The sequence below is a fragment of the Roseinatronobacter alkalisoli genome (assembly GCF_028745735.1).
Classification (GTDB): Bacteria; Pseudomonadota; Alphaproteobacteria; order Rhodobacterales; family Rhodobacteraceae; genus Roseinatronobacter; species Roseinatronobacter alkalisoli.
Window position 1 is genome coordinate 256,763 of the sequence record NZ_JAQZSM010000004.1, and the last position, 20,545, is coordinate 277,307.

Annotated in this window: 21 protein-coding genes, 1 tRNA gene and 2 pseudogenes; 16 read left to right on the plus strand and 8 right to left on the minus strand. The window is 59.6% G+C overall.

What is annotated here, in order from left to right; genetic code table 11:
• Positions 1-14: 14 nt before the first annotated feature.
• Entirely contained in the window at positions 15-992 is a 978-nt protein-coding gene (locus PUT78_RS07055) for a Bug family tripartite tricarboxylate transporter substrate binding protein (RefSeq protein ID WP_274351535.1), read from the minus strand.
• Between the two features lie 366 nt (positions 993-1,358).
• On the opposite strand from PUT78_RS07055, the gene PUT78_RS07060 reads away from it, so the two are divergent.
• Entirely contained in the window at positions 1,359-3,050 is a 1,692-nt protein-coding gene (locus PUT78_RS07060; protein ID WP_274351536.1) for an MFS transporter, read from the plus strand.
• A gap of 71 nt (positions 3,051-3,121) precedes the next feature.
• Positions 3,122-3,976, plus strand: a complete 855-nt coding sequence (locus PUT78_RS07065; RefSeq protein WP_274351537.1) for an NmrA family NAD(P)-binding protein — start codon at positions 3,122-3,124, stop codon at positions 3,974-3,976.
• A gap of 220 nt (positions 3,977-4,196) precedes the next feature.
• On the opposite strand, the gene PUT78_RS07070 is transcribed toward PUT78_RS07065, so the two are convergent.
• The 4 genes from PUT78_RS07070 to PUT78_RS07085 form a co-directional block, all read right to left on the minus strand.
• Positions 4,197-5,198: an alpha/beta hydrolase family protein gene (locus PUT78_RS07070; RefSeq protein WP_274351538.1), complete on the minus strand. Its 1,002-nt coding sequence runs from the start codon at positions 5,196-5,198 to the stop codon at positions 4,197-4,199.
• A complete protein-coding gene (locus PUT78_RS07075) occupies positions 5,195-6,430 on the minus strand; it encodes a transglutaminase-like domain-containing protein (RefSeq protein WP_274351539.1) in 1,236 nt (411 codons plus the stop codon). Before PUT78_RS07075 ends, PUT78_RS07070 begins: the two co-directional genes overlap by 4 nt.
• Positions 6,427-6,924 carry an ArsR/SmtB family transcription factor gene (locus tag PUT78_RS07080; protein WP_274351540.1) on the minus strand — a complete coding sequence of 166 codons (498 nt, stop codon included), beginning with the start codon at positions 6,922-6,924 and terminating at the stop codon, positions 6,427-6,429. The genes PUT78_RS07075 and PUT78_RS07080 overlap by 4 nt, the downstream gene beginning before the upstream one ends.
• A 195-nt stretch (positions 6,925-7,119) precedes the next feature.
• Entirely contained in the window at positions 7,120-7,701 is a 582-nt protein-coding gene (locus tag PUT78_RS07085) for a TetR/AcrR family transcriptional regulator (protein ID WP_274351541.1), read from the minus strand.
• Positions 7,702-7,772: 71 nt separating this feature from the next.
• On the opposite strand from PUT78_RS07085, the gene PUT78_RS07090 reads away from it, so the two are divergent.
• The 4 genes from PUT78_RS07090 (at position 7,773) to dusA (ending at position 12,750) form a co-directional block, all read left to right on the plus strand.
• Positions 7,773-8,882: a DUF418 domain-containing protein gene (locus PUT78_RS07090; RefSeq protein WP_274351542.1), complete on the plus strand. Its 1,110-nt coding sequence runs from the start codon at positions 7,773-7,775 to the stop codon at positions 8,880-8,882.
• Positions 8,883-9,387: 505 nt separating this feature from the next.
• Complete coding sequence (locus tag PUT78_RS07095) at positions 9,388-10,209, plus strand: type IV toxin-antitoxin system AbiEi family antitoxin (protein WP_274351543.1); 822 nt, start codon at positions 9,388-9,390, stop codon at positions 10,207-10,209.
• The gene (locus tag PUT78_RS07100) at positions 10,199-11,116 is read left to right on the plus strand and encodes a nucleotidyl transferase AbiEii/AbiGii toxin family protein (RefSeq protein WP_274351544.1); all 918 of its coding nucleotides are present in this window, start codon (positions 10,199-10,201) and stop codon (positions 11,114-11,116) included. Before PUT78_RS07095 ends, PUT78_RS07100 begins: the two co-directional genes overlap by 11 nt.
• A 629-nt stretch (positions 11,117-11,745) precedes the next feature.
• The gene (gene dusA, locus PUT78_RS07105) at positions 11,746-12,750 is read left to right on the plus strand and encodes a tRNA dihydrouridine(20/20a) synthase DusA (protein WP_274351545.1); all 1,005 of its coding nucleotides are present in this window, start codon (positions 11,746-11,748) and stop codon (positions 12,748-12,750) included.
• 35 nt (positions 12,751-12,785) lie between these two features.
• Here dusA and PUT78_RS07110 read toward each other — a convergent pair whose 3' ends face one another.
• A complete protein-coding gene (locus PUT78_RS07110) occupies positions 12,786-13,139 on the minus strand; it encodes a DUF6477 family protein (protein WP_274351546.1) in 354 nt (117 codons plus the stop codon).
• 196 nt (positions 13,140-13,335) lie between these two features.
• Between PUT78_RS07110 and PUT78_RS07115 the strand changes: the two genes are divergently transcribed.
• From PUT78_RS07115 to PUT78_RS07130, 4 genes are all read left to right on the plus strand, one after another.
• Positions 13,336-14,415, plus strand: a complete 1,080-nt coding sequence (locus PUT78_RS07115) for a DUF6456 domain-containing protein (RefSeq protein ID WP_274351547.1) — start codon at positions 13,336-13,338, stop codon at positions 14,413-14,415.
• A 306-nt stretch (positions 14,416-14,721) separates the two neighbouring features.
• A complete protein-coding gene (locus PUT78_RS07120) occupies positions 14,722-15,054 on the plus strand; it encodes a hypothetical protein (RefSeq protein ID WP_274351548.1) in 333 nt (110 codons plus the stop codon).
• A 353-nt stretch (positions 15,055-15,407) separates the two neighbouring features.
• Positions 15,408-15,497: transfer RNA gene (locus tag PUT78_RS07125), tRNA-Ser, on the plus strand.
• A 388-nt stretch (positions 15,498-15,885) separates the two neighbouring features.
• Positions 15,886-16,722 (plus strand): protein NO VEIN domain-containing protein, encoded by an 837-nt coding sequence (locus PUT78_RS07130; RefSeq protein ID WP_274351549.1) that lies wholly within the window; start codon positions 15,886-15,888, stop codon positions 16,720-16,722.
• Between the two features lie 3 nt (positions 16,723-16,725).
• Here PUT78_RS07130 and PUT78_RS07135 read toward each other — a convergent pair whose 3' ends face one another.
• Complete coding sequence (locus tag PUT78_RS07135; protein ID WP_274351566.1) at positions 16,726-16,941, minus strand: hypothetical protein; 216 nt, start codon at positions 16,939-16,941, stop codon at positions 16,726-16,728.
• Between PUT78_RS07135 and PUT78_RS23780 the strand changes: the two are divergent.
• The 4 genes and pseudogenes from PUT78_RS23780 to PUT78_RS07150 form a co-directional block, all read left to right on the plus strand.
• Positions 16,933-17,394, plus strand: a pseudogene (locus tag PUT78_RS23780) (phage tail protein); the annotation flags it as partial. The gene PUT78_RS07135 and the pseudogene PUT78_RS23780 sit on opposite strands and share 9 nt — an antisense overlap.
• Before the next feature lie 6 nt (positions 17,395-17,400).
• A pseudogene (locus tag PUT78_RS23785) lies at positions 17,401-17,790 on the plus strand (bacteriophage T4 gp5 trimerisation domain-containing protein); the annotation flags it as partial.
• Positions 17,718-17,993: a hypothetical protein gene (locus PUT78_RS07145; RefSeq protein WP_274351550.1), complete on the plus strand. Its 276-nt coding sequence runs from the start codon at positions 17,718-17,720 to the stop codon at positions 17,991-17,993. The pseudogene PUT78_RS23785 and the gene PUT78_RS07145, both read left to right, overlap by 73 nt.
• A 1-nt stretch (position 17,994) precedes the next feature.
• Positions 17,995-18,921: a hypothetical protein gene (locus tag PUT78_RS07150; protein ID WP_274351551.1), complete on the plus strand. Its 927-nt coding sequence runs from the start codon at positions 17,995-17,997 to the stop codon at positions 18,919-18,921.
• A gap of 132 nt (positions 18,922-19,053) precedes the next feature.
• Here the strand turns inward: PUT78_RS07150 and PUT78_RS07155 are convergent, their stop codons facing one another.
• Positions 19,054-19,773, minus strand: a complete 720-nt coding sequence (locus PUT78_RS07155) for a helix-turn-helix transcriptional regulator (protein WP_274351552.1) — start codon at positions 19,771-19,773, stop codon at positions 19,054-19,056.
• A gap of 86 nt (positions 19,774-19,859) precedes the next feature.
• Here PUT78_RS07155 and PUT78_RS07160 point away from each other — a divergent pair, with 86 nt between their 5' ends.
• Complete coding sequence (locus PUT78_RS07160; protein ID WP_274351553.1) at positions 19,860-20,255, plus strand: RidA family protein; 396 nt, start codon at positions 19,860-19,862, stop codon at positions 20,253-20,255.
• A 95-nt stretch (positions 20,256-20,350) separates the two neighbouring features.
• Positions 20,351-20,506, plus strand: coding sequence for a hemin uptake protein HemP (hemP, locus tag PUT78_RS07165; RefSeq protein WP_274351554.1), 156 nt, complete (start codon positions 20,351-20,353; stop codon positions 20,504-20,506).
• The last annotated feature ends 39 nt before the right edge of the window (positions 20,507-20,545 follow it).

The window sequence follows — 20,545 nt, forward strand, 5'->3', positions numbered from 1 at the left end:
AGCCTGAGGGCGGATCAGTCGATCTCGCCGATATTGCGGAGGATGCCTTCGATCGAGGTCACCGTCGCTTGATAAAGCGCGGTAGAATCCTCCGAATTCATGGGCTCGATCCCGGCATTGACGCGGTCACTCATTGCCACTGCGGTGGGGGAGGCCAGTGCCTCCATGAAGCAATCTTGCAAGAACTCGACAGTCTCTGCGGGAACGTCAGAGGTCGCAATCACCATGAGCCACGCCGGCAATACCACATCATATCCAGCTTCGCGGAACGTCGGCGTGTCAGGCAATACGGCCGAGCGTTCTTCCGAGAAAACACCAAGTGCTGTCAACTCACCAGACGCAACTTCGGACGCAATGCTGGCGGGCAATGTCATGCCCAGATCGATGTGGCCGCCCATAATCAGGCTGCGGGTTTCACCGCCGCCAGACGTGGGTACATGGATGTTTTCAAGTCCTGTCTCCATTTCAAACAGGATCAACGGAAGGTGGACCAGGCCGAGGGGGTTTGCGTGACCAAACGTGATGCTGCCGGGGTCAGATTCAGCAGCGGCGACCCAATCTTCGATCGTCTGGATATCATGGTCTGGGCGTGTGTAGACAGTCGGCAGCCACTCGGTGAAGTTCATGACAGGCTGCCAGTCATCATGGGACCAATCAACTTCATCGACAAAGCCCGATGTCACGACAGGGCCATAATCCGACACCAGCAGCGTGTGGCCATTGGCGGGAGCGCTTCGTACGAAATTTACCGCCTCAAGGCCAGCAGCTCCGGACATGCTGACCACGTCAATCCGCGGGCCACAAAACTCTGGCGCAGTGGCTGACAGGACGCGCGCGGTGATGTCGCTGCCGCCGCCCGGACCGAATGGTATGACCAGTCGGATCGGGTCACTCCCCAATGGGCTTGCACTCGCAAATACAGGGGCCAGCACCATTGTGGCAGTCGCAATGACTGCGGTAGAGCCTTTGAGCTTGGATGTGATATGGAACATGTCTTTCTTCCTTGTTGGGTTGCGCTGCAGCAAGCAGCATCAGTCGCTATCCGGCATCAGGTTGGCCCCGATCTCTCTGTGTGATTATTTTCGTGACGTCGTGCTGTTAATCTCAGACTTGTCTGTGCCCGAAGCGGTTCGGAGCGTGAGTGCGTCATTTTCAAGGTCAGACTACGGTAACAGCATCAAGAAAGTCGTTCTCTCCGAAAGGCTGTGAACTTGAAGCCCAATTAACTTACTTTTATCTGAATTCTGGTCTTTAGTTCTGTAATTGAGGCTGGGTGCGGAATCACGTGGGTTTTGGATGGTGCAACCGATCTGATGCGATTACCTTCGGCGACACTCTGATCACAAGGCACGTTCGCCATGTCTGTTTCACCGATTGGCCCTCAGCAGGCTTGGCCGCACTTTGGTTTGCTCGTCGGCGCGCATTGTCTTGGCGCGATGAATTTGCTGGTGGTTCTGGCGTGCGCCCCATTGATCTCTGCGGAATTTGGCTACTCCGCCGTCGAGATCGGGCTCATCGCAAGCGCCTACGCCTTGGGCATCACCTTGCTGTCAATTCCGGCCGGACGTTGCAGCGACATGGTCGGGGTGCGCGGATCGCTGTTTCTGGCCGGATGGATCATGGCGGCGGGTGTCATGGTATTCGCATCTGCTCAGAGTATCGGCCCTGCACTTGGGGGTATGTTACTGATCGGTTGCGGGTATAGCCTTGTGAATCCCGCAGCGGGTCGGGCCGTCATGCTCTGGTATCCGGCCTCGATACGCGCCACATTGATGGGAATTAAACAGACTGGTGTGCCGCTAGGGGGCGCACTGGGTACAAGCGCTGCATTACTGGCCCCGATACTGGGATGGCAAGTCGTTGTCGTCGCCACCGGCGCGGTGACAGCGGCATGCGGCCTGGCTTTTCTGTTTTTACCACGCGAGCATGTCGCCTATCAGGTTCCGCGTGTGACTGTGCGCAGCGAGCTGTCTGCCATCTGGGTGCTGCTGCGCAATCCGGTTCTGGGCCGTAACAATCTGGCCAGCGGGTTGAATAACGGGGCACAGTTCATCCTATGGACTCACCTGATAGAATTCCTGCGCCTTGGGGCGGGGTTTGGACTGCCCTTGGCGAATGCCTGCCTTAGTCTGTCGCATATTTGCAGCATCGGTGGGCGGGTGTTCTGGGGCTGGGCCACGGACTGGTTCTTTCGCGCAGAGGCCCGCCAATGGGATCGCGCCCGATTATGGCCAGCAAGATACCCAGTGCCGCCATTCGGCTGGTGCCGCAGCGAAATCCGGGCGAATATGATAGGGGTGCGGACTTTGCTGCCGTTTACTGAAAGGCAGCTTTCTGTAAATCCTTTAGCCAGCTATGATTGTCGAATGCAACGATCAGGCCGTCTTCTTCTGCTTCTTCAGACCCTCCGCGAGCGGCGCAGAGCCGTAACGGCGAGATCTCTGGCACAACAGTTTGGTGTCTCCGAGCGCACCATCTATCGGGATATGAAAACGCTTTTGGTGCTGGGCGTTCCGGTCGAAGGCGAGCCAGGCACGGGCTTCATCTTGCGTCCGGGCTTCTTTCTGCCGTCGATGGCGTTCACGCGCGACGAGGCGGATGCCCTTCTGTTGGGTCTGCGATTCGTGCGTGCGCGTGGCGATAGCGAGATCGCGAAGGCGGCGGACACCGCATTGCTTAAGGTCACGGACGGGATGGGAGACCATGCCGAAGCGCAGATGATGCAGAACGGACTTACTGTAGGTCCGCCTGAGATAGTCCGACAGGACGCACTCAGGACGATCAGACGCGCCATGCGGGATCACTGGAAGCTGAAAATCGCCTACAGGACCGATGGTCGGGCCCCGAATTGCCGTGTTGTCTGGCCTGTGGCCTTGGGTTTTTTCGATAAGGTAGAAATGCTCGCGGCATGGTGCGAACTGCGCACGGCTTTCCGCCATTTTCGCATTGACCGCCTCGACAGCCTGACCGTGCTCAAAGTGAATACCCCTCGATCGCGCAACAGCCTTCTTGCGGACTATCGCAAGCGCGAACCCGACGCGAACCTCTGACCAATCATTCCTGACATTTTCTGTCAAACTTGGCTGCTAGACTCTGGCCACGATTCTATAAGGAGATCGGGATGTACATAATACTTGGTGGAACGGGACAGGTCGGATCGGCAACCGCGCGCGCGCTTCTGGACGAAGGCGAAGCAGTGACAATCGTAACGCGCGACGAAAGCCACGGGAAAGACCTGTACGACGCCGGAGCGAAAATTGTCGTTGCGGATGTTCGCAACGTAGAGGCCCTGAAAGGAGTTTTTCGATTAGGCAAGCGTGCCTTTTTGCTCAATCCGCCAGCCCCCCCGTCAAGCGCCACCGACAAGGAAGAACGCGCAAATGTGGCTGCAATAATGTCGGCACTCGATGGGTCGGGTCTGGAAAAAGTCGTCGCCGCATCGACCTATGGTGCCTTCGATGGTGAATGCTGCGGCGATCTTACCATCTTGCACGCGTTCGAACTGGCGCTGAAAAGACAAACCATTCCTGCCGCGATCAATCGTGCTGGATACTATATGAGCAACTGGGCCGGTATGGCTGAGCTGGTTCAGCAGAACGGCGCACTACCCAGCTTCTTTCCTGCCGCTCTCACCATACCGATGGTGGCACCTGCCGATCTCGGAATTGCCGCCGCACGCCGGCTGATGTCAGGCACAGACGATGTTGGGATCGAGCATATCGAGGGGCCGGAGCGCTATACTGCCAACGATGTCGCGGCTGCCTTTGCAGACATGATAGGCCGCAAGGTGGAGGTTCAGGAAGTACCGCGAGATGCGCTTGAAAATACGTTTCGCGAATTCGGATTCTCGGAAGAAGCCGCCGCCTCCTATGCCTGTATGACCCGCCGTTTGATCGACGGAAAAACGATGCCGTTGGATGAGCCTACCTTCGGGAGCACCTCCCTGAAAAGCTACATCGCTTCTGTTTTGAGTTAGGCAAGCACTACTAAGAACAGACGTTCGCTGCACACAGACAAAGGATCGGTTTGGGCTGATGCTGTTGAAAATGCCTTTGTTGCAGCGCGGCAGGTCTTTTGATTCATTCGATTATGAAGGGATTGGAGGATTTCGTCATGATGGGCACCCAAACGGCACCGGCACAATTGTTCTATGACTTCGATCTGGAGCCGGAAGCTGCCATGTCCCCTGGGGTGGGTTAAGGCGCCGAGGGGCTCGGGCCGCCATGATCCGCGCCACCGTCACCCCTTGCCTGCAGGGGCGCGAACCCGGCCACCCAATGCGCGACGGTGCGAGGAACCTCGTCCAGCACGGGCTCATCGCTCTGGGCCTTGTAGTTGAGCATCGTTGGTTCTTCCTGCTGGTTTCGCAGCATGTGGTTCATGTCCGGCATGATCCTGGTGATGACCGGTCCCTGGCTCAGTTCGGCGATCTCAAGAGTGTCTTCCGGCAGGCATTGGAAATCCTTGCCGCCCCCGATCGCCAGAATCGGCTTTCGAAAGGTCACAAGGTGCTGCCTGACATTGTAATTGAAGGTGTCGCGGTAGAACTTGGTGCTGACCCGTTGAAAGGAAACCCACATCCGCCTGCGACGGGTGTTTTCGACCCGTTGGCGCAGGGACGCCACCACCGCCTGCGGATCCTTGGTGTAGAACAGCCAGCGCGCCAGGCGTCCCTTCAGCCCTTTCAGCGTTTTCAGGTCGCGGTTGAGCACTTCGGCGTTCTTGATCAGATCCTCCTCCAGGCTGCGCAGGCTTGCACAGAGCATGATGGCACCGCGGGTGAACGCGCCGCCCGCGCAGATATCGGGGCAGAGAACAGCCCCCTCGCTATGTCCCAGAACAAAGATCCGGTCTGGGCAGATGCCGGGTTGCCGTGCCGCGCAGGCAACCGCCGCTTGCGCATCGCCGACCATTTCCAGCAGACCGGCGGTACCAAAGTGCCCCTCGCTCTGACCGCAGCCGCGCTTGTCATAGCGCAGCGAGGCGATACCCTGCGCAGCCAGATGTTCCGCGATGTACCTGAGGATGTCGGTGCGAAAGCCCTTTATGTTGCCATCGCGATCTTGCGGCCCGCTGCCATGCACCATCACGACACAGGGTGCCGGTGTTGCGATCCTCGGCATGGTCAGTGTGCCCGAAAGTGCCAGTCCGTCAGAGCGAAAGGAAATGGGCTGAAGGTTCAATTTTTCGGTATTCATTTCACCTCGCCGTTACGTTTGCGCGCTGCCGTAAGCCGCGACCAGAGTGGCGAGCGAAGGCGCATAAGCCGCATGCCGCGCAGAAAGCCCAGTGCGAAAGCGCCGAACCAGACCCAGATCACACCTTGCAGCAGAGGTGCCAGAGGGGGAAGAAACGGCAGCGCGAGCGATGTCAAAACAACCCCGGCGACACCCTTTAGCGGGTGCAGCGCCACGATGTCGGCCAGCACGAAGGGGCTGCGCGGCAAATATCGTGAGGGTTGGCGAATGCTGAAGCGCCATGGGCGCAGGCGACGCAGGAGGGCGAAATGAGGTCTTGCAGGGTTGCGGATCACCGTCCAGGGCATCTGAAGAAACGGCACCACAGGCTTTCCCCGCCAATGGGGCGCCTCGTGCCAGAAGGTGACAGGCCCGAGCCCGTCCAGTGTGAGGCTCAGACCTTCGACCTTGTCGGAGGAGATCTGTCGCACAGCACCCGGCCACGGCAGCCCCGTATGCCGCGACAGCACCATGCGGTAGGGGTCGAGCGCGCCGACATGGTTTCGCGTTGCTGCGCCGGTGTCCAGAATGGGCCCGAGATATCCGCCCTCACGCACGAGGTTGGGATCGACGGGCAGCCATCCGTCGCCGTCCCAGGCTTCGGCCCAGGCATGGGGCGTGGCCATCCAGGGTGCCGTGATCAGCCCGAACACAGGTCGCGCCGGAATACCGGCAGCGCGGCAAAGCGCCACGAATACAAAGGCGTATTCACCGCAATCGCCCGAGCCGCGCCGAAGCGATGTGGCGGCTCCGCGCGCGTCGCGCGGATACTGGTAGCGCAGCGCATCCGCCGTAGCCCGGGCCAGCGCAGAGATGCGCTCTGAATGGTTTGCGATCCCGGCCAGGCTGCGGAGTGCAAGATCATACAATGCGGGATGTGAAACGGTCATCGGACCTTCGTCGAGGTCGGCAGAACCTGGCGGTGGCAAATCCAGATAGCTGCCAAGTGCCAACCGCTGTGTTTCGATCCTTGCGGTGACAGTGGCGACTTGACCATGTTCCAGCCGTATCAGCCGACGGTGGCCATGCACATCCATGAACTCCTGGCCCTTTGGCGCATCAAGGTTGAGGATGCGTTGATACCCGTCATCCGAGGGCAGCGGCAACAGCACTTCCAGCGCGTCATCGCCCGCATATCCCCAAGGGTCGAACCGGATTGTTACTGTGCAGGCAAAGCTGTCAGCGACGGTCATGGCGCGTCCTGCCCGGTTTGTGGCCCTCCTGCCGCAGCGACGATCACCAAGAGTGGAACAACCCGATCTGGCGGGATCGAGTAGCGGCCACGCCGCTCGTTGCGTAACCATCCTGTGGCAGTCAGTTCGCGCAAATGGTGATGAAGCTGCCCTGTGGTGCCCTCACACAGCGTCTCGGCGAGTGAAGCGGTCTCGGATGTACCGTTCAGCACCGTTTGCAGCAAAGACAGTCGGATCGGATGTCCCAGAGCGGAAAGGACATGCGCGATCTCGGTCCAGTCGCAGTGCAGAAGTCCGTGCGCCGGATGGCCCATCTGCCAGTCCACCCGCGATGGCCCCGGCATATCGACGGTGCCTCCAAACTGCACTGAGCCACCGGCAGGGGCCTCGTTGCGCAAGCGCTCAAGCGGCAGGCGAGATCCAGCTTTCTGCAACAGACCCACGGCTTCTTCCAGTGCCGCAACACGTGCAGCGAGATCGGGTTTGTCGTCCATCGGAAACGCCCACATAGTACGTTAATACGATTAAACGTACTATGTGTCCGAAGTCTGTGTCAATGTCGGTTGCCGGTGCCAAGCGTGACCGGGCTACTGTCCTAACAGGGGTGGGCGATTCCAATCACCGTAGTCGGTTGGGGGAGCAATAGCATTGGACAATTGGCAGCATTTGCAGGACCATACCGCCTCGCATTACAGCCCGCGGCACTCGTTGGCAAAGGCCCTGCGCAGATGCGCTTCAGCCTTTTCGGGGTGCATTTCTTCCGCTGGTGACAAGAGCATTCCTGCCAGGCCGTCATACATTGCACTGAGGCGGATAGCCGTTTCCTCCGGGTTCTCCAGGTTCCAGATACCCTTTGCGCAACCTGCACGAAGCAGATCGCAAAGGCCACCGCGTGAATGCACACTCATCTTGGCGAATACGGTCTTCATGGGCTCATCCGTCGCAGCGAGTTCCGCCGCCTCCATCCAAAGGTGCCAGTAACGGCGTGAATCCATTGTGAAGGCTGTTGTGAAATATCTTTCCAGATCTTCCCTTGGGTCTCCCGAACTGGCGAACTGGCTCTGTGTCACCTCTTCAAACAGTCGCGCCCAAGCCAGCGCCCTGAGTTCCGGCCAGCGGAAATAGTGGTTCAAAAGCCCGGTGCCAACGCCAGCCCTCTCGGTCACGTCACGGGTTTTGACGGCGCGCAGACCAACTTCGAGAACAAGCGCGATGGTGGCCTCGACGAGTTGTTCCCGGCGGCTCGGGGCACTTTTATCACTGACGGGCACTAAACAACCTCCTTGACGGCGTTGAGCGATTGCTCAATATGGCTTGAGCAACCGCTCAACCGGAGAATACCATGCCGATACCCAATCGCAATACCTCCGTCGATTTGATCCGATTACTGGCACTGATCGGCATTTGCATCGTGAACGTCGTCTTCCTTGGCTTGCCGGTCGACGTTGCCCTGTCCCCGGCTTTGAGCGGTGCCGACCAGATCGCGGCATTCCTTATCGAAGCCTTGCTTCAGTCTAAGTTTTTTGTGCTGTTCTCATTTCTCTTTGGCTGGGGAATTCACGTTCAGGAACAGTCCGCGCGTCGTGCTGGCGTGTCATTCGCAGGCCGGTTTGGGCGCCGCATGTTCGGCCTTGCGGCTCTGGGCTGCCTTCATGCGGTGCTCGTGTTCACTGGCGACATCTTGCTCATCTACGCGCTTCTGGGCGTCTTGATCTGGCCACTCCATGCGCGGTCGCCCCGGACCCTCATGCGCGTTGCCTATTGCATGGTTCCGCTTGCCGCTGTTTTCCTCGTCACCCTCGCCGTGATGCTTCCCCAGGAGTTCGCGCCAGTCACCGGCCCCGGACTCGGCGGTAGCTATTTCCAGGCGACACAGGCACGGCTGGCCGACTGGCCTGGAACTCTGGGCTTTCTCCTCCTGTTTCAGGGACCTTTGGCCTTTGGGGCTTTCGCCATGGGACTCGCCGCCGCCAAGACGCAGTTTTTTTCCACGGGCAGCCCCGGCAGGGCAGCGCTGCGACGCTCACTCCCATGGCTCCTGTTGGCGGGGGTTCCGCTCAACATTGCCTATGCTGCCTCGATGGGGGGATTGTTCCCGGCAGAACAAGAAGTCCCGCAACTCTTGGGGTTTGTCTGCATCGCGGTCGGAGGGCCGATGCTTGCAGCCGTCTATCTGCACCTGATGCTGACGTTGAACGATCGGATTGCCCTGCCGTCTGTGTTGGTGGCAGCGGGCCAGAATTCGCTATCAGTCTATGTTCTGCAGGGTATTCTTGCGGGTTTTGTGTTTGGCGGCTATGGCCTAGGACTGTTCGGCCGGATAGGATTTGCTGGTTTGGCTCCGGTTGGCCTGCTCATTTCGGTTCTGGCTGTTCTCACGATAGGACTCGTCACCAAATCCGGGAAAAGGGGCCCGTTGGAAGCCCTGTTACGGGCGGGAACATATCGTTGATGTATATACGTTGATCTCTTCTTCGAGAAGTCGTCACGTTAAGGCGCATGGTTCAGGATAGTCTCAAGGACCGTTATTCTGACATCGTCACGACTTCGCAAATTCCGTTTCTTGCGCACTGCCCCCCGTCGAGTTCAACGCAACAACCGGCCGCTTTAGCAAAATCCTGCGGATGCAATGCCGCAACATCACAGTCAGCAGTCCGCCCTCCACGACGATGATGCCACAACATTGATATATTTTTGCGTGAATGCAGCTGACAGCAGAAAAATCCCGTGAAGTGGCGTTGCTTACGAGGAGGCTGAGTGGCAGTTTTGGCCCGCGAGATATCGCCGACGTATGTCGGTCTTTTCGAACCACCACGACATGTCCCGGGCTGCAGGGGGTGTCGTACGCTCCGGGCTTCCTTGGAAAATCCCTGGTTAGAGTGCCTGGAGCGCTGGATTTGGGAGTTTCTTAAAGAGATATATGGCATGCGCTTTGGAAAAGTGCCATTATAGGCGTCATGATGGCCGAAAGAGCGCAAAACCTGAAGAAGGTCCTTGATGCAGTGCCCTCCGGGTATCTGGTCGATGCGGCGTGGCTCACCGCCCATGGCATCGCCTATGAGAGCTTTCGCGACTATGTCAAGCGCGGCTGGCTTGAGCGTCTGACCCGCGGCGTTTTCCGTCGCCCGACTCCGGGCGCTTCTGCGTCGGATATGATCGACTGGAAGATCTGCCTGCTCTCCGTCCAGCATATCATGCGCTACGATGTCCATGTCGGCGGCATGACGGCGCTCGCCCAGCAGGGGCACGGCCACTACCTGCGTCTGGGCGGCAACGCCCCGGTATGGGTCTATGGCGAAGCCATACCGAACTGGCTTTCGAAGCTGCCGCTGAACGCGCCGATTGAGACGCGCAACAGGTCCCTCTTTGACGATCCGCAGCTTGGTCTTCCCGATGATAGCGAGGATGCAGGGCAAATCCATCCCTGGGACTGGCAACTCAGGATGTCGTCTCCCGAGCGGGCGCTCCTGGAAGCCATGGACGAGTTGCCCGACCGCGAGAGCTTCCACAACCTCGACATGGTGTTCGAGAGCCTGACGACGCTGCGGCCGAAGTTGCTGTCGGCGCTGCTGCACAGTTGCAGGAAGATCAAGGTGAAGCGGCTGTTCTTCGTTTTTGCCGATCGCCACGATCATCCCTGGCGCAAACGTCTTGATGCCGGGGAATTCAATCTCGGCAGTGGTGACCGCGCTCTGGTCAAGGGAGGCCGGATACACCCGCGCTACCGTATCATGGTGCCGGAGAATTTCGTAGCGACCGGGGCTGGCGATGGCGCGTAAGGAGTATGAAGCCCAGGTCGCGCTGCTCGTGCGCCTGCTTCCACATGTTGCCAAGGAAAAGGCATTTGCGCTCAAAGGCGGCACAGCGATCAACCTGTTCTATCGTGATCTGCCTCGCCTGTCGGTCGATATCGATTTGACATACCTGCCGATCAGGGATCGCCGCGAAAGCCTGGCCGAAATCAACAAGGCGATGGATCGTATGGCCGCTGCCATCGATGGCAGCATAGCCGGGTCACAGACGCAACGCATTCAGGGTGGGGGAGGGGGCGCCACCCGCGTTCTCGTTCGTCTGGGCGGCGCCGAGATCAAGATCGAAACCTCGCCTGTCATGCGTGGCGTTGTCCACGATCCTGAGATGCGCCCGGTGTCAGATGCGGTGGAGGATGAATTCGGCTATGCCGAGATGCAGGTCGTTTCCTTCGAAGACCTGTTCGGTGGCAAGTTGCATGCCGCAGTGGACCGGCAGCATCCGCGTGATCTTTATGACATCAGGCTGCTCTATGAAAATGAGGGTCTGACGGAAGATCTGTTCCGGACCTTCCTGATCTACATCGCCTGTTCATCGCGCCCGGCGCATGAACTTCTGACCCCGAATTTTATCGACCTGGACCAGCCTTATTTGAAAGAGTTCGAAGGCATGACGAAGACACGTATCAGCCTTGATGATCTGCTCGAAACCCGCAGACGGCTGGTCGCGGACATCCGGTCTCGTCTTGACGAAAAGGCCAGGGCGTTTCTTCTGAGCCTGCATGACGGTGCGCCCGACTTTGACGCTATCGAGCGGTCGCGGGCGGCTGACCTGCCTGCGGTTCGTTGGAAGCTGATCAATCTGGAGAAACTGAAGAGCGACAACCTGGCCAAGCATGCGGCGCACCGATCAGCGCTGGAAGCGCTGTTCAACTAGTCACCAGTACGGCTGTCACTCCGTTCGGAAACTGACCGGCCTCTGCAGTTGATGCGAGCTGTGCGAGCTTCGAAAACAGGATTTTCCAAACGACGACAAAGAGTTACACTATGCTGCGAGTTTTGGAGTTTGGCGCTCAACCAATCGCAAGTAGCGTTGGCTACACGTCCCCGCAACCAACGATACTTGCGAAACCTCCGCTGGCCCCGCCGCGGAGGTTTTTGCATGCCCAGCTCGCGCTTCAAAGACGCAAGCGTTGTCGCCTTGCTTCGACGAGGTGGTTTCCCTACAGCGCACATATCGGCTATATGAAGGTCAACCAGGTCGCCGAATGTGTGCAGACGGGCAATAGACGATCTGTTGGGCGGCAGCCCCTGATCGACCAGAGTCTCGGCCTGACGCGCCCATTTCCGGGCGTCGTCGCGACGCAAAAATGTCTCGCTCGCGTGAGTCGCCTTTTCGACTGATCTGGACCCGGTAGGCACCGGAAGGTAACTTGGTGATAGAGGCTATTTTCGTGTGCGGCTCATGTGTGCAATGAGTCGTCGTAGAGGGGCAAATATCGGTGATATTGGGGCGTATTCCAGCGTAGCAGCATCCGCCGCCAACAGTTTGAAGATACACAAAAAATGCAAATAAACCAACACGCTAGATTATCCTGCGCGCCGATGATGGACTGGACCGACAGGCATTGCCGGTTTTTCCATCGGCTGTTGTCGCGGCACAGTCTGCTTTATACTGAAATGGTGACCGCGCCGGCGCTGGTGCGTGGGGGGGCGTTGCATTTGCTGGAACATGCGCCCGCTGAACATCCGGTTGCGTTGCAGCTTGGCGGGTCCGACCCGCGCGAGTTGGCGCAGGCCGCGCATCTGGGGTGGCAGGCGGGGTACCGGGAAATCAACCTGAATTGCGGCTGCCCGTCTGACAGGGTGCAATCGGGCAGTTTTGGCGCAGTGCTGATGGAAAATCCCACCCTTGTTGCCGAAATTTGCGCGGCGATGATCGCGGCCTCCCCCGCAGAAGTGACAGTGAAATGCCGCATCGGCGTGGATGAACAGAACCCCGCAACAGTGTTGCCCGCCTTTCTGGACACCCTGTCGCAAGCCGGGGTGACGCGCGTCATCATTCATGCCCGCAAGGCGTGGCTGCAAGGGCTGTCGCCCAAGGATAACCGCGAAGTGCCACCACTGGATTACCCGCTTGTGCTGGCAATGAAGGCGCAATTCCCGCATCTGCATATCTCCGTCAACGGGGGGATCACATCGCTGGCGCAGGCGCGCGCGCTGCTGGATCAGGGGCTGGACGGGGTGATGATCGGGCGGGCGGCCTATCAGCGGCCCGCAGATATATTGCAAGATGCCGATCGCCTGATCTTCGGGGACAGTGCGCCGGGCAGGGATGTCTTTGCCGTGGTGGACGCGATGCGCCCCTATATCCGGCAGGAACTGGCCAAAGGTGTGCGTCTGGCCAGCGTGACGCGCCATATGCTGGGGTTGTTTTCTGGCCAGCCGGGCGCGCGCGCATGGCGCCGTGCGCTGTCGGAAAATGCCCATCGCAAGGGCGCAGGGACTGAAGTTCTGGATATGGCGCTTGATGCGCTGCGTGCGGCGGCCCTGCCGGAATCCGCCGGGTAGCGCGTAGCGACGGGCGGCGAAAATACCCTGCGCGGTCAGCGGCATGCGGCTTGCGGGGGCATGTCATGTGCTTCATGCAACGCATGGTGGGGCCGGGCCTGTGACCCTTGCAGATACAGGGTTTCCGACATCAGCGCCGCCATTACCAGAACGTGCTCGGACGGGCGCCATCCTGCATCATGGTGCCGCCGCGCCTGTTCCATCATGGCTTCGCTCAGGGTCAGGCGCTCCAGCACGTCCTGCAAGGGGGGCAGGGCGCTGGCCAGTGGCAGACCCAGCAGCTTCGGCAGCATCCTGTCGCGGTGGTAGTCAGTCATGGCGTGTCGCGCTGCCACAACCAAAAGGCGAGGGCGGATTGTTGTTTCCAGCGTGGTGCGCAATGGTTTCATTCTTCAACTCCTGAATCGTCGGTAGCGATCATTCTGACATGAAATTCGCGGTGTTGCGCCAGCATGCCGAGGACCGCGCGATGCGTTCAGCAGGGTTTATTGTTTCTGTTTCATGATCAATGAGCCTCGATTGTTTAGAAATCGGTAACCAATGCAATTTTAGGTGGTGGGGTTATGAAGGAGGAGCCTGATCCCGATGAGAGCAAAGCCTTGTCTGTCTGCACCAAGCGACCCGTCCCCCGCCAATATGTTCCCGGACTGGGTGCCCGAAGGGGTCAGGGTGTATCTGTCGCATACGGCAGGTGGCATGTCCCTGCGTGCCCTTGCGCGCAGTCGCGGCTGCCACGCATCCACGATCATGCGACAGGTGCGCAGATTTGAAAACCGTAGGGACGATCCGCTTGTCGATGAAGCCCTCAGCCGGTTGGACGCGGCAATGCGCCGGTCGTCCACCAGCCAATATGCAAGGGAAGCTGCCATGACCATTGCCCGCCCCGTGACCGTACCCGTTGATCAGGCGGACGCGGGGAATGATGACCAGACCATAGATGTGCTGCGTCATCTGACAACGCCGGGCGCGGTGCTTGTGGTTGCGCCGGATATGCCCAAGGCAGTGGTGATGCTGGAAACCGCCACCGGACAGACAGCCCGCATTGCGGTACTGGACCGCAATATTGCTGAAATCATGGCGCTGCGGGACTGGATTGCCTGTTCGCGCCCCGGCCGGGTGTCCTGCTACAGCATTACCGCAACCGGCGAAGCAGCGCTTCTGACGCATGGGGCCAATGACCGGTGCGCGCCGTCATCCGGCGGGCAATATCCCAGCCGCCGTGCGCGCTACGGGCAGGCCGAAAGCCCTGTCAGCATTCTTGCACGCAGGCGCGAAAAATCCGGCGAGATGTTCCTGCATCCCGCACTTGTCAGCGCGGCAGAACGCCTGCGCGAGGATTTCGCGATGGCGCAACTGGACGGGATGGCGCTGCAACCGTCCGAGCAGTTCGTCAAGGCGCTGGAGGATCGCAGATTGCACGGGGCCAATATTGCCAAACCCGGCACACGCGCCGCCCGGCTGCGGGTACAGGACGTGCTGCGCGAGCTTGGACCGGGGCTGGCGGATATTGCCTTGCGCTGCTGCTGCCACCTGGAAGGCGTGGAATCCGCTGAGAATGCATTGGGATGGTCCGCGCGATCCGGCAAGATTGTGCTGCGTATCGCCCTGCAACGGCTGAAACGGCATTATGACCTGATCGGCAAGGAACATATGATGATCGGCTGAACAGCCGCCATGATGGTGGTTTCCGGCCTTTGAACGTGTAAATATTCCACTTGCGTAACGTGACCACCGTGGGCGCAGGTTGCAAAACATGGCTGGAACCGGTTTGTCTGCGTCCCGACTATGCGAAATCAACAGGCGGGCTGCGCGCGCTGGTCCTGTCGCAGACGGCCAGCTTGCCCATGATCAAGCGGAAGTGACAGGCGTGCAACCGGCCTGGTCATTTGCCCGATTGCATATCCGTCATTGCAGGGCGTAATTAGCCAGAGAAAATGCGTCCGATGTGTCGCACCCCAAAGGGGCCTGTCCTTGAAAAACGCTCTGGTCCGGTTCATCAGGATTATCGTGCTCTGCACCCTCGTTCCGGGGGTGCTCCCCAATGCAGACATGGTCGCAGCACTGGCGGCCCATGACACCACGCTCAAGGCCTTCCAGACCGAGTCCTGCGCGCGCCAGTCCTTGCGCTCTGAACGCCCTGATACACCTGACATCACATCCGGGCATGATGGCGGATCGCGCGTGCTGCTTGATTGGCCCTGCCGGTACTGGCAGATGCGGTCGGCTCCGGACCTGCTGCGCGGCGCAAAACCCGTGTTCCGGCATTCCGCATGGACGCGCGCGCCACCTGTTCCATCCGGCTGAAGCCCGCGAATTTCAGAATCATTCAGGAGTCCGGATATGGATACGCTGCGCCTGTGGCTGATAGCCGCATTTTTTGCTGGGGTGCTGGTTTACACCCTTGTGGTCATGATCGTGAACCCGATCTGACCGATATGCCCGGAAGGCTTTGTTATTGCGGACCCTTCCGGGTATATTTTTTGCGCGTCATTCAGGATGACCACTGCGCATACCGGCTGCCTGCCAGCGCTGCGGCTTGTGCGCAAACCTTCATCCCCCCTTGCATGCCCCCCGGAACGACAAGGGTGTCACGACCACGCATTTCACGTTCGAGGTATCTTGCACTTCACCTGATCAGTATATACGAAGCCGCACAAGGATGGGTGGCCGAGTGGTTTAAGGCTCTGGTCTTGAAAACCAGCGTACGGGAAACCGTACCGTGGGTTCGAATCCCACCCCATCCGCCACATTCAGACGCTGAATCCGTCCAAGGGCCCCGAGTGGGGCCTTTTTTCCTTTTGTTTCAAAGGGCGTTGGCAGGGCCGTCCGCCCTTCGGAGACTGGGAGCTTGACGCAGAATGGGTCTCTGAATGGCCTGCGTCTCTCTTCGAGCGCCCCTCGACGGCCACGGGACGGCGTGAAACACCCATGCAATGCCAATGGGTTACCGAATTCGTGGGGTCGTCCTGTTCGCGAGATAATCCGGTGACGGAGACCGACACGAAGGCGCAGGACGGTCGGGAGGACGGCTCCGTGGTCGCCGATCCCCAAGTCAGGCGGCAGCGTTCGAGGTGAGCAAGCGCCCTGCCGGAAGTCTCTGATGACAAACACACTTCGTGCCCATAGCCTGGCGCAATGTCGAACGGACCCTGGACGGATGAAGAGAATGACCTGATCGTCGCGGATTACTTCGCGATGCTCGCCGACGACATCTCCGCGCGCCGCTACAGCAAGGCCGAACACCGCCGCGCGCTGCTACCGCTGCTGAATAACCGGTCCGAAGGGTCCGTCGAGTTCAAGCACCAGAACATCAGCGCGGTGCTGAAGGGGCTCGGCGAGGACTGGATCCCCGGCTACAAGCCCGCGTTCAACTTCCAGATGACCTTGGTGGATGCCGTGGCGCGGTGGCTGGCGCTGAACCCTGCCTGGCTCGGGCGCCAACCGGGTTTGCGTCCTGCGGGTGGCCTACGCGAGGCGGCGCAGATCTGGATCGGACCGCCGCCGACGCTGTCGAACCAGCTGCCGCCGCAGGAGCTGGACCAGATGCTGCACATCGCCCGCAAGTTCGACGTGGCGGGCCGGGACGAGCGCAACCGCGCCATTGGCCGCGCGGGCGAGGAACGTGTGCTGGCGCATGAGCGGGCGGCGTTGCGGACGGCGGGACGGGACGATCTGGCGCGCAAGGTGCGCTGGGTGTCGGAGGAGGATGGCGACGGCGCGGGCTACGACATCGCGAGCTTCAGTCCGGACGGTCTGCCGCGGCTGATCGAGGTCAAGACAACGAACGGATGGGAGCGCACGCCCTTCCACATCACGCGCAACGAGCTGGCCGTGGCCGAGGAGCGCCGGTCGGAATGGCGCCTGTTCCGGCTGTGGAATTTCTCGCGCGAGCCGAAGGCGTTCGAACTGCACCCGCCACTGGACGCGCATGTCTCGCTGACTGCGACGACGTTTCAGGCGAGCTTTCACTGAGACTCAGTCGAACACCCGTTCCGGCGGCTCACCCCACGGCAAGGCCGCAACGTCGGTCAGTTTCCGCAGGGTCACAGCGGGCACCTCGCGCTTGTAGACCAAGCGCTTGCGGACCCCCGGCGCGAGGTAGGCGAGCCGCAGTTGTCGGCTGACATGGCGTTCGGCAAGCCCCACGGCTTTCGCCAGATCGGTGACCATATTGAATTCGCCAGCTTCCATGCGCGGCCCTATACCTTCTTTCCGGCCCTGATCGCTGTCTGTACGGACGGCTCTAACCGGCGGCTGGGCCACTGGCTGACCGGACGGCTAGGGGCCGTGTCGCTCGCAGCCCTCGTCCGGCATCTCTTCCTGGGCGCTGGGATGCCTGAAACGCGCATCGATGTCTCCGGTCTCTGGGGCGCAGTCGAGGGCTATGTCATCGCCGCTCTGGAAAGCCGACGCAGTTCCATCGCGACGCTCGCGCAGCATTTCGACTTCGATGCGGTCGAGACCAGTGGCGTCATCCGCTTTGTCATACGCGGGCGCGATGCAGTCACCATGATCCGCACCGAGGATATGGTGGCGGCTGGTGCAGGCGGGGGCGGGTCTGGAAATGAAGTCCTTGAACTCACCCGCGCGCAGGAGGCCGAACTGTCACAGGGGCTCAAATCGCAGGTCGCGCGCGCGGATGAGGGGGAAGGTTTCAACGAGCTGCGGTTTGAGGATGAAAAGGGCGGCGAAGAGATATTCATGTACACGCAGAAAGACATGAACTCCAAGATCGAGCACCACCGCACCGAACGGGTCAATGTCAACAAGGTCGAGAGTGTTGGCGATTCGAAATCAAGCGAAACCGGGAACATTCTGGAACAGGTCGTTGGGGGCGATATGCGCATATATGTCGGGCCTGCGCAACGCGGCAAGATCACCCCTAGCGGCGCGTCTGAAGCCCTCGAAGGGATTGGCGGGGCGGCCTATGGCATCGGTGCGTGGTTGGGGACACTGGCGATGGAAACATGGAGATCACTGTCGGCAAGGATATTCTGGAGAACATCGAGCGCAATGCTGCACAGGTTCTTGGTAAGGTGAAGTCTACTTCGGTCGGGGATAGCTACTATATTGATGTCCGAAAGAATTTCATCCTGGAGGTCGGCGAAAAGATCACGTTCAAATGTGGGCAGAGTGTGATCACGATGGACAAGGCTGGGAATATTTCCGTGAACTGCAAGGTAGGAAAAGTGACGATGGATCAATTACTCAAACTCTTTGCCGATCTGGGAAAGGTCAATTGACATGCGCATAGCCCTTTTCAGCGTAGCAGGGCTGGTGCTGGTGACGCTCCTTATCTGGCTGTCACCGCCACATGCAATCAGAGAGGCATTCTTGAACGATCCTGCTTACCGTGCAGACCGGCTGTTTAAGCGCGAAACTCCGGACTACAACCGCAATATTCACCGGCTGGCACAGCGCATAGAATGGGGTGACAACTTCACCGCGTCCGATTTCACAGCGCTTGGCGACCGTATCGACCAGCGCCATGGGCAGGACATCACGCTGCTGTTCCATGCCGTCGCAGCAGGGAACCTGTCGGCCATCGACGCTCTTCTCGCTGCGGGTGCGGACACTTCCATGCTGGACAAGACCACGGGATCGGACCGCAATTTCGTTTATTTCCTAACCTTGCCGGGCGGGCTGTTGCTGGACATGGACGGGATTAACGCGATGCTGGCCTCTTACTTGCGTCATGGAGGCGACCCGAATGCAACATGGGGCGATCCGGCAAGAAATCAGGGCAATCTGCCCGCAGGGCTGGCACTTTCGCAGAACATCGACGGGTTGCGCATGGTCATCGATGCGGGCGGCGATCTGTGGAAAGATACCATCAATAATGGCGAGCGCTATATCAACGCGATGGAACTGCTCGCCAGTAAGATGCAATTCGAAATGCTGGACGAATTGATCGACGAAGGCTGGTTCGACGAACGTGGGCAAGCAGAACTTCATACCTTCATGAGATCCCTTGGTGGGTACGCACAGCGCGGCGATGAACGCAGTCGCGGAATTCAGCGCATCGCCATGCGCGTGCTCAAGTGCAATCCGCATTATGTGGAAACCACCACCCAAAACGCCGCAACCCGCAGGATTTTCAAGGATCACTGGCAGGATACCGCACCCGGCGTAATTCCGTGGGACCGCATCCTTTCTGACGAAGTGAATTGACCCGATCTGTGCATTCCGGGTGTGTCGCTGCCTCCCCCGGGGGGGCAGTCGGCCCGTGCTGCACTGGCCCAGGTTTCAACAACTCTTTATTGACCAATGCCGCGATAGGATCGAAGGTCAGCTTCGGAAGCCTCATCGCGGCAAGCTGCTGTAGGGGCAGACGTCCTCGTCAAACGGCACATGGCGTTGCCGGAACTTTGTACCATCGACGATATTCGGCTTGCTGATGCGGTCCATGCGAAAATGCCGGAAATCCGCGCGTGCGGGATCCCATGCCACCAGATACCACAGCGGTGGCAGGATCAGCATGGCCTGCGGTTCAACCTCGCGGCGCGTCTGTCGACCTTTGGCATCGTGGTAGTGAAACCTCAGGTGCAGGCGATCCAGAAAAGCGGCCTCGAAGGTGGGCAATAGATCGGGGTCGATCGACCCTATGTCCGACAAGTCCTGAGCCGGCGAAAGCTTCCCCACATGCAGGCAGTCCAGAAACCGACGCAGATCGCGTACTTTTTCCGGTGGCAGAGTCTTTTCGATCTTTGCCAGTCCGGCATCCGCAAGGCCCGAGAATGGCAGGTGTCCGGCTGCGCGCATTGCGGCCACGCTGATCAGCAGGGCAAAAACCTCAGCCACGGCGAGCCGCGCGGTTGTTTGCATCGACTGTGGATCGAGTTGCAGGCCGCCGCCACGTCCTGGCTCTGAGTGAATGACAAACCCTTGGTCGCGCAGGGCGACGATGTCGCGCAACACCGTGCGCCGCGACGCGCCGACCTCTGCCGCAAGCGCATCGATGGTCGCCGTCCCTGAGCGGCGGAGGTGACGGACGATGGCATCATGGCGGGTGCGAATGTTCATCTGGTCAGCATAGCATGAAAAGTGCCAAATTTTGGCACCATTTAGTTCTACGAGTGCAGCGTGGACATCAACAAGGAGAATTTGCCATGCAACGCACCGCCGTCAATCCGTGGGACTGGTCCCTGAAACTGGGTTACAATCAGGGCGAAATCATCGAAGGCGCAACGCGCCAGGTCATTTGCGCCGGTCAGACTGCCGTTGATGCGGACGGCAACCCGCAGCATCCGGGCGATATGCGCGGCCAGATCGGTCTGGCGCTGGACAATTTGACAGCGGTACTTGAGGGCGCGGGCATGGACCTGCGCCACGTCACCCGGCTTGGAATTTATGCGACGGATGTGGATGAGGCGCTGAAGAATTTCGATTTGCTGGGAATGCGGTTTGGGGCGGTGCAAAACACCCCGCCGATGACCCTGCTCGGGGTGACACGTCTGGCCATTCCGGGGCTGCTGTTCGAAATCGAAGCCACCGCCTGCGCCTGACGCGATTTGAAAGCTATAGCCGCCGTTCAGCCCACAATGCCGAACGGCGGCTTCGTCCCGCATCAGAGATATTCAACAGAAAAAATTACTGCGCGATGCCCGAGTGGCCGCAACAGCCCCAGACCCAGACGCCCCCTGTACATGACGTCTATTCCCTGACCCGCGGCGGCACGCTTGCCCAGATCCTGCTGGATGGCAAAACCTATCAGCTACGGATTACCCGCGCTGGCAAACTGATCCTGACCAAATAGAAACGGGGGCCGCCTGGCCCCCGTTTCTTTTGCTGTTTA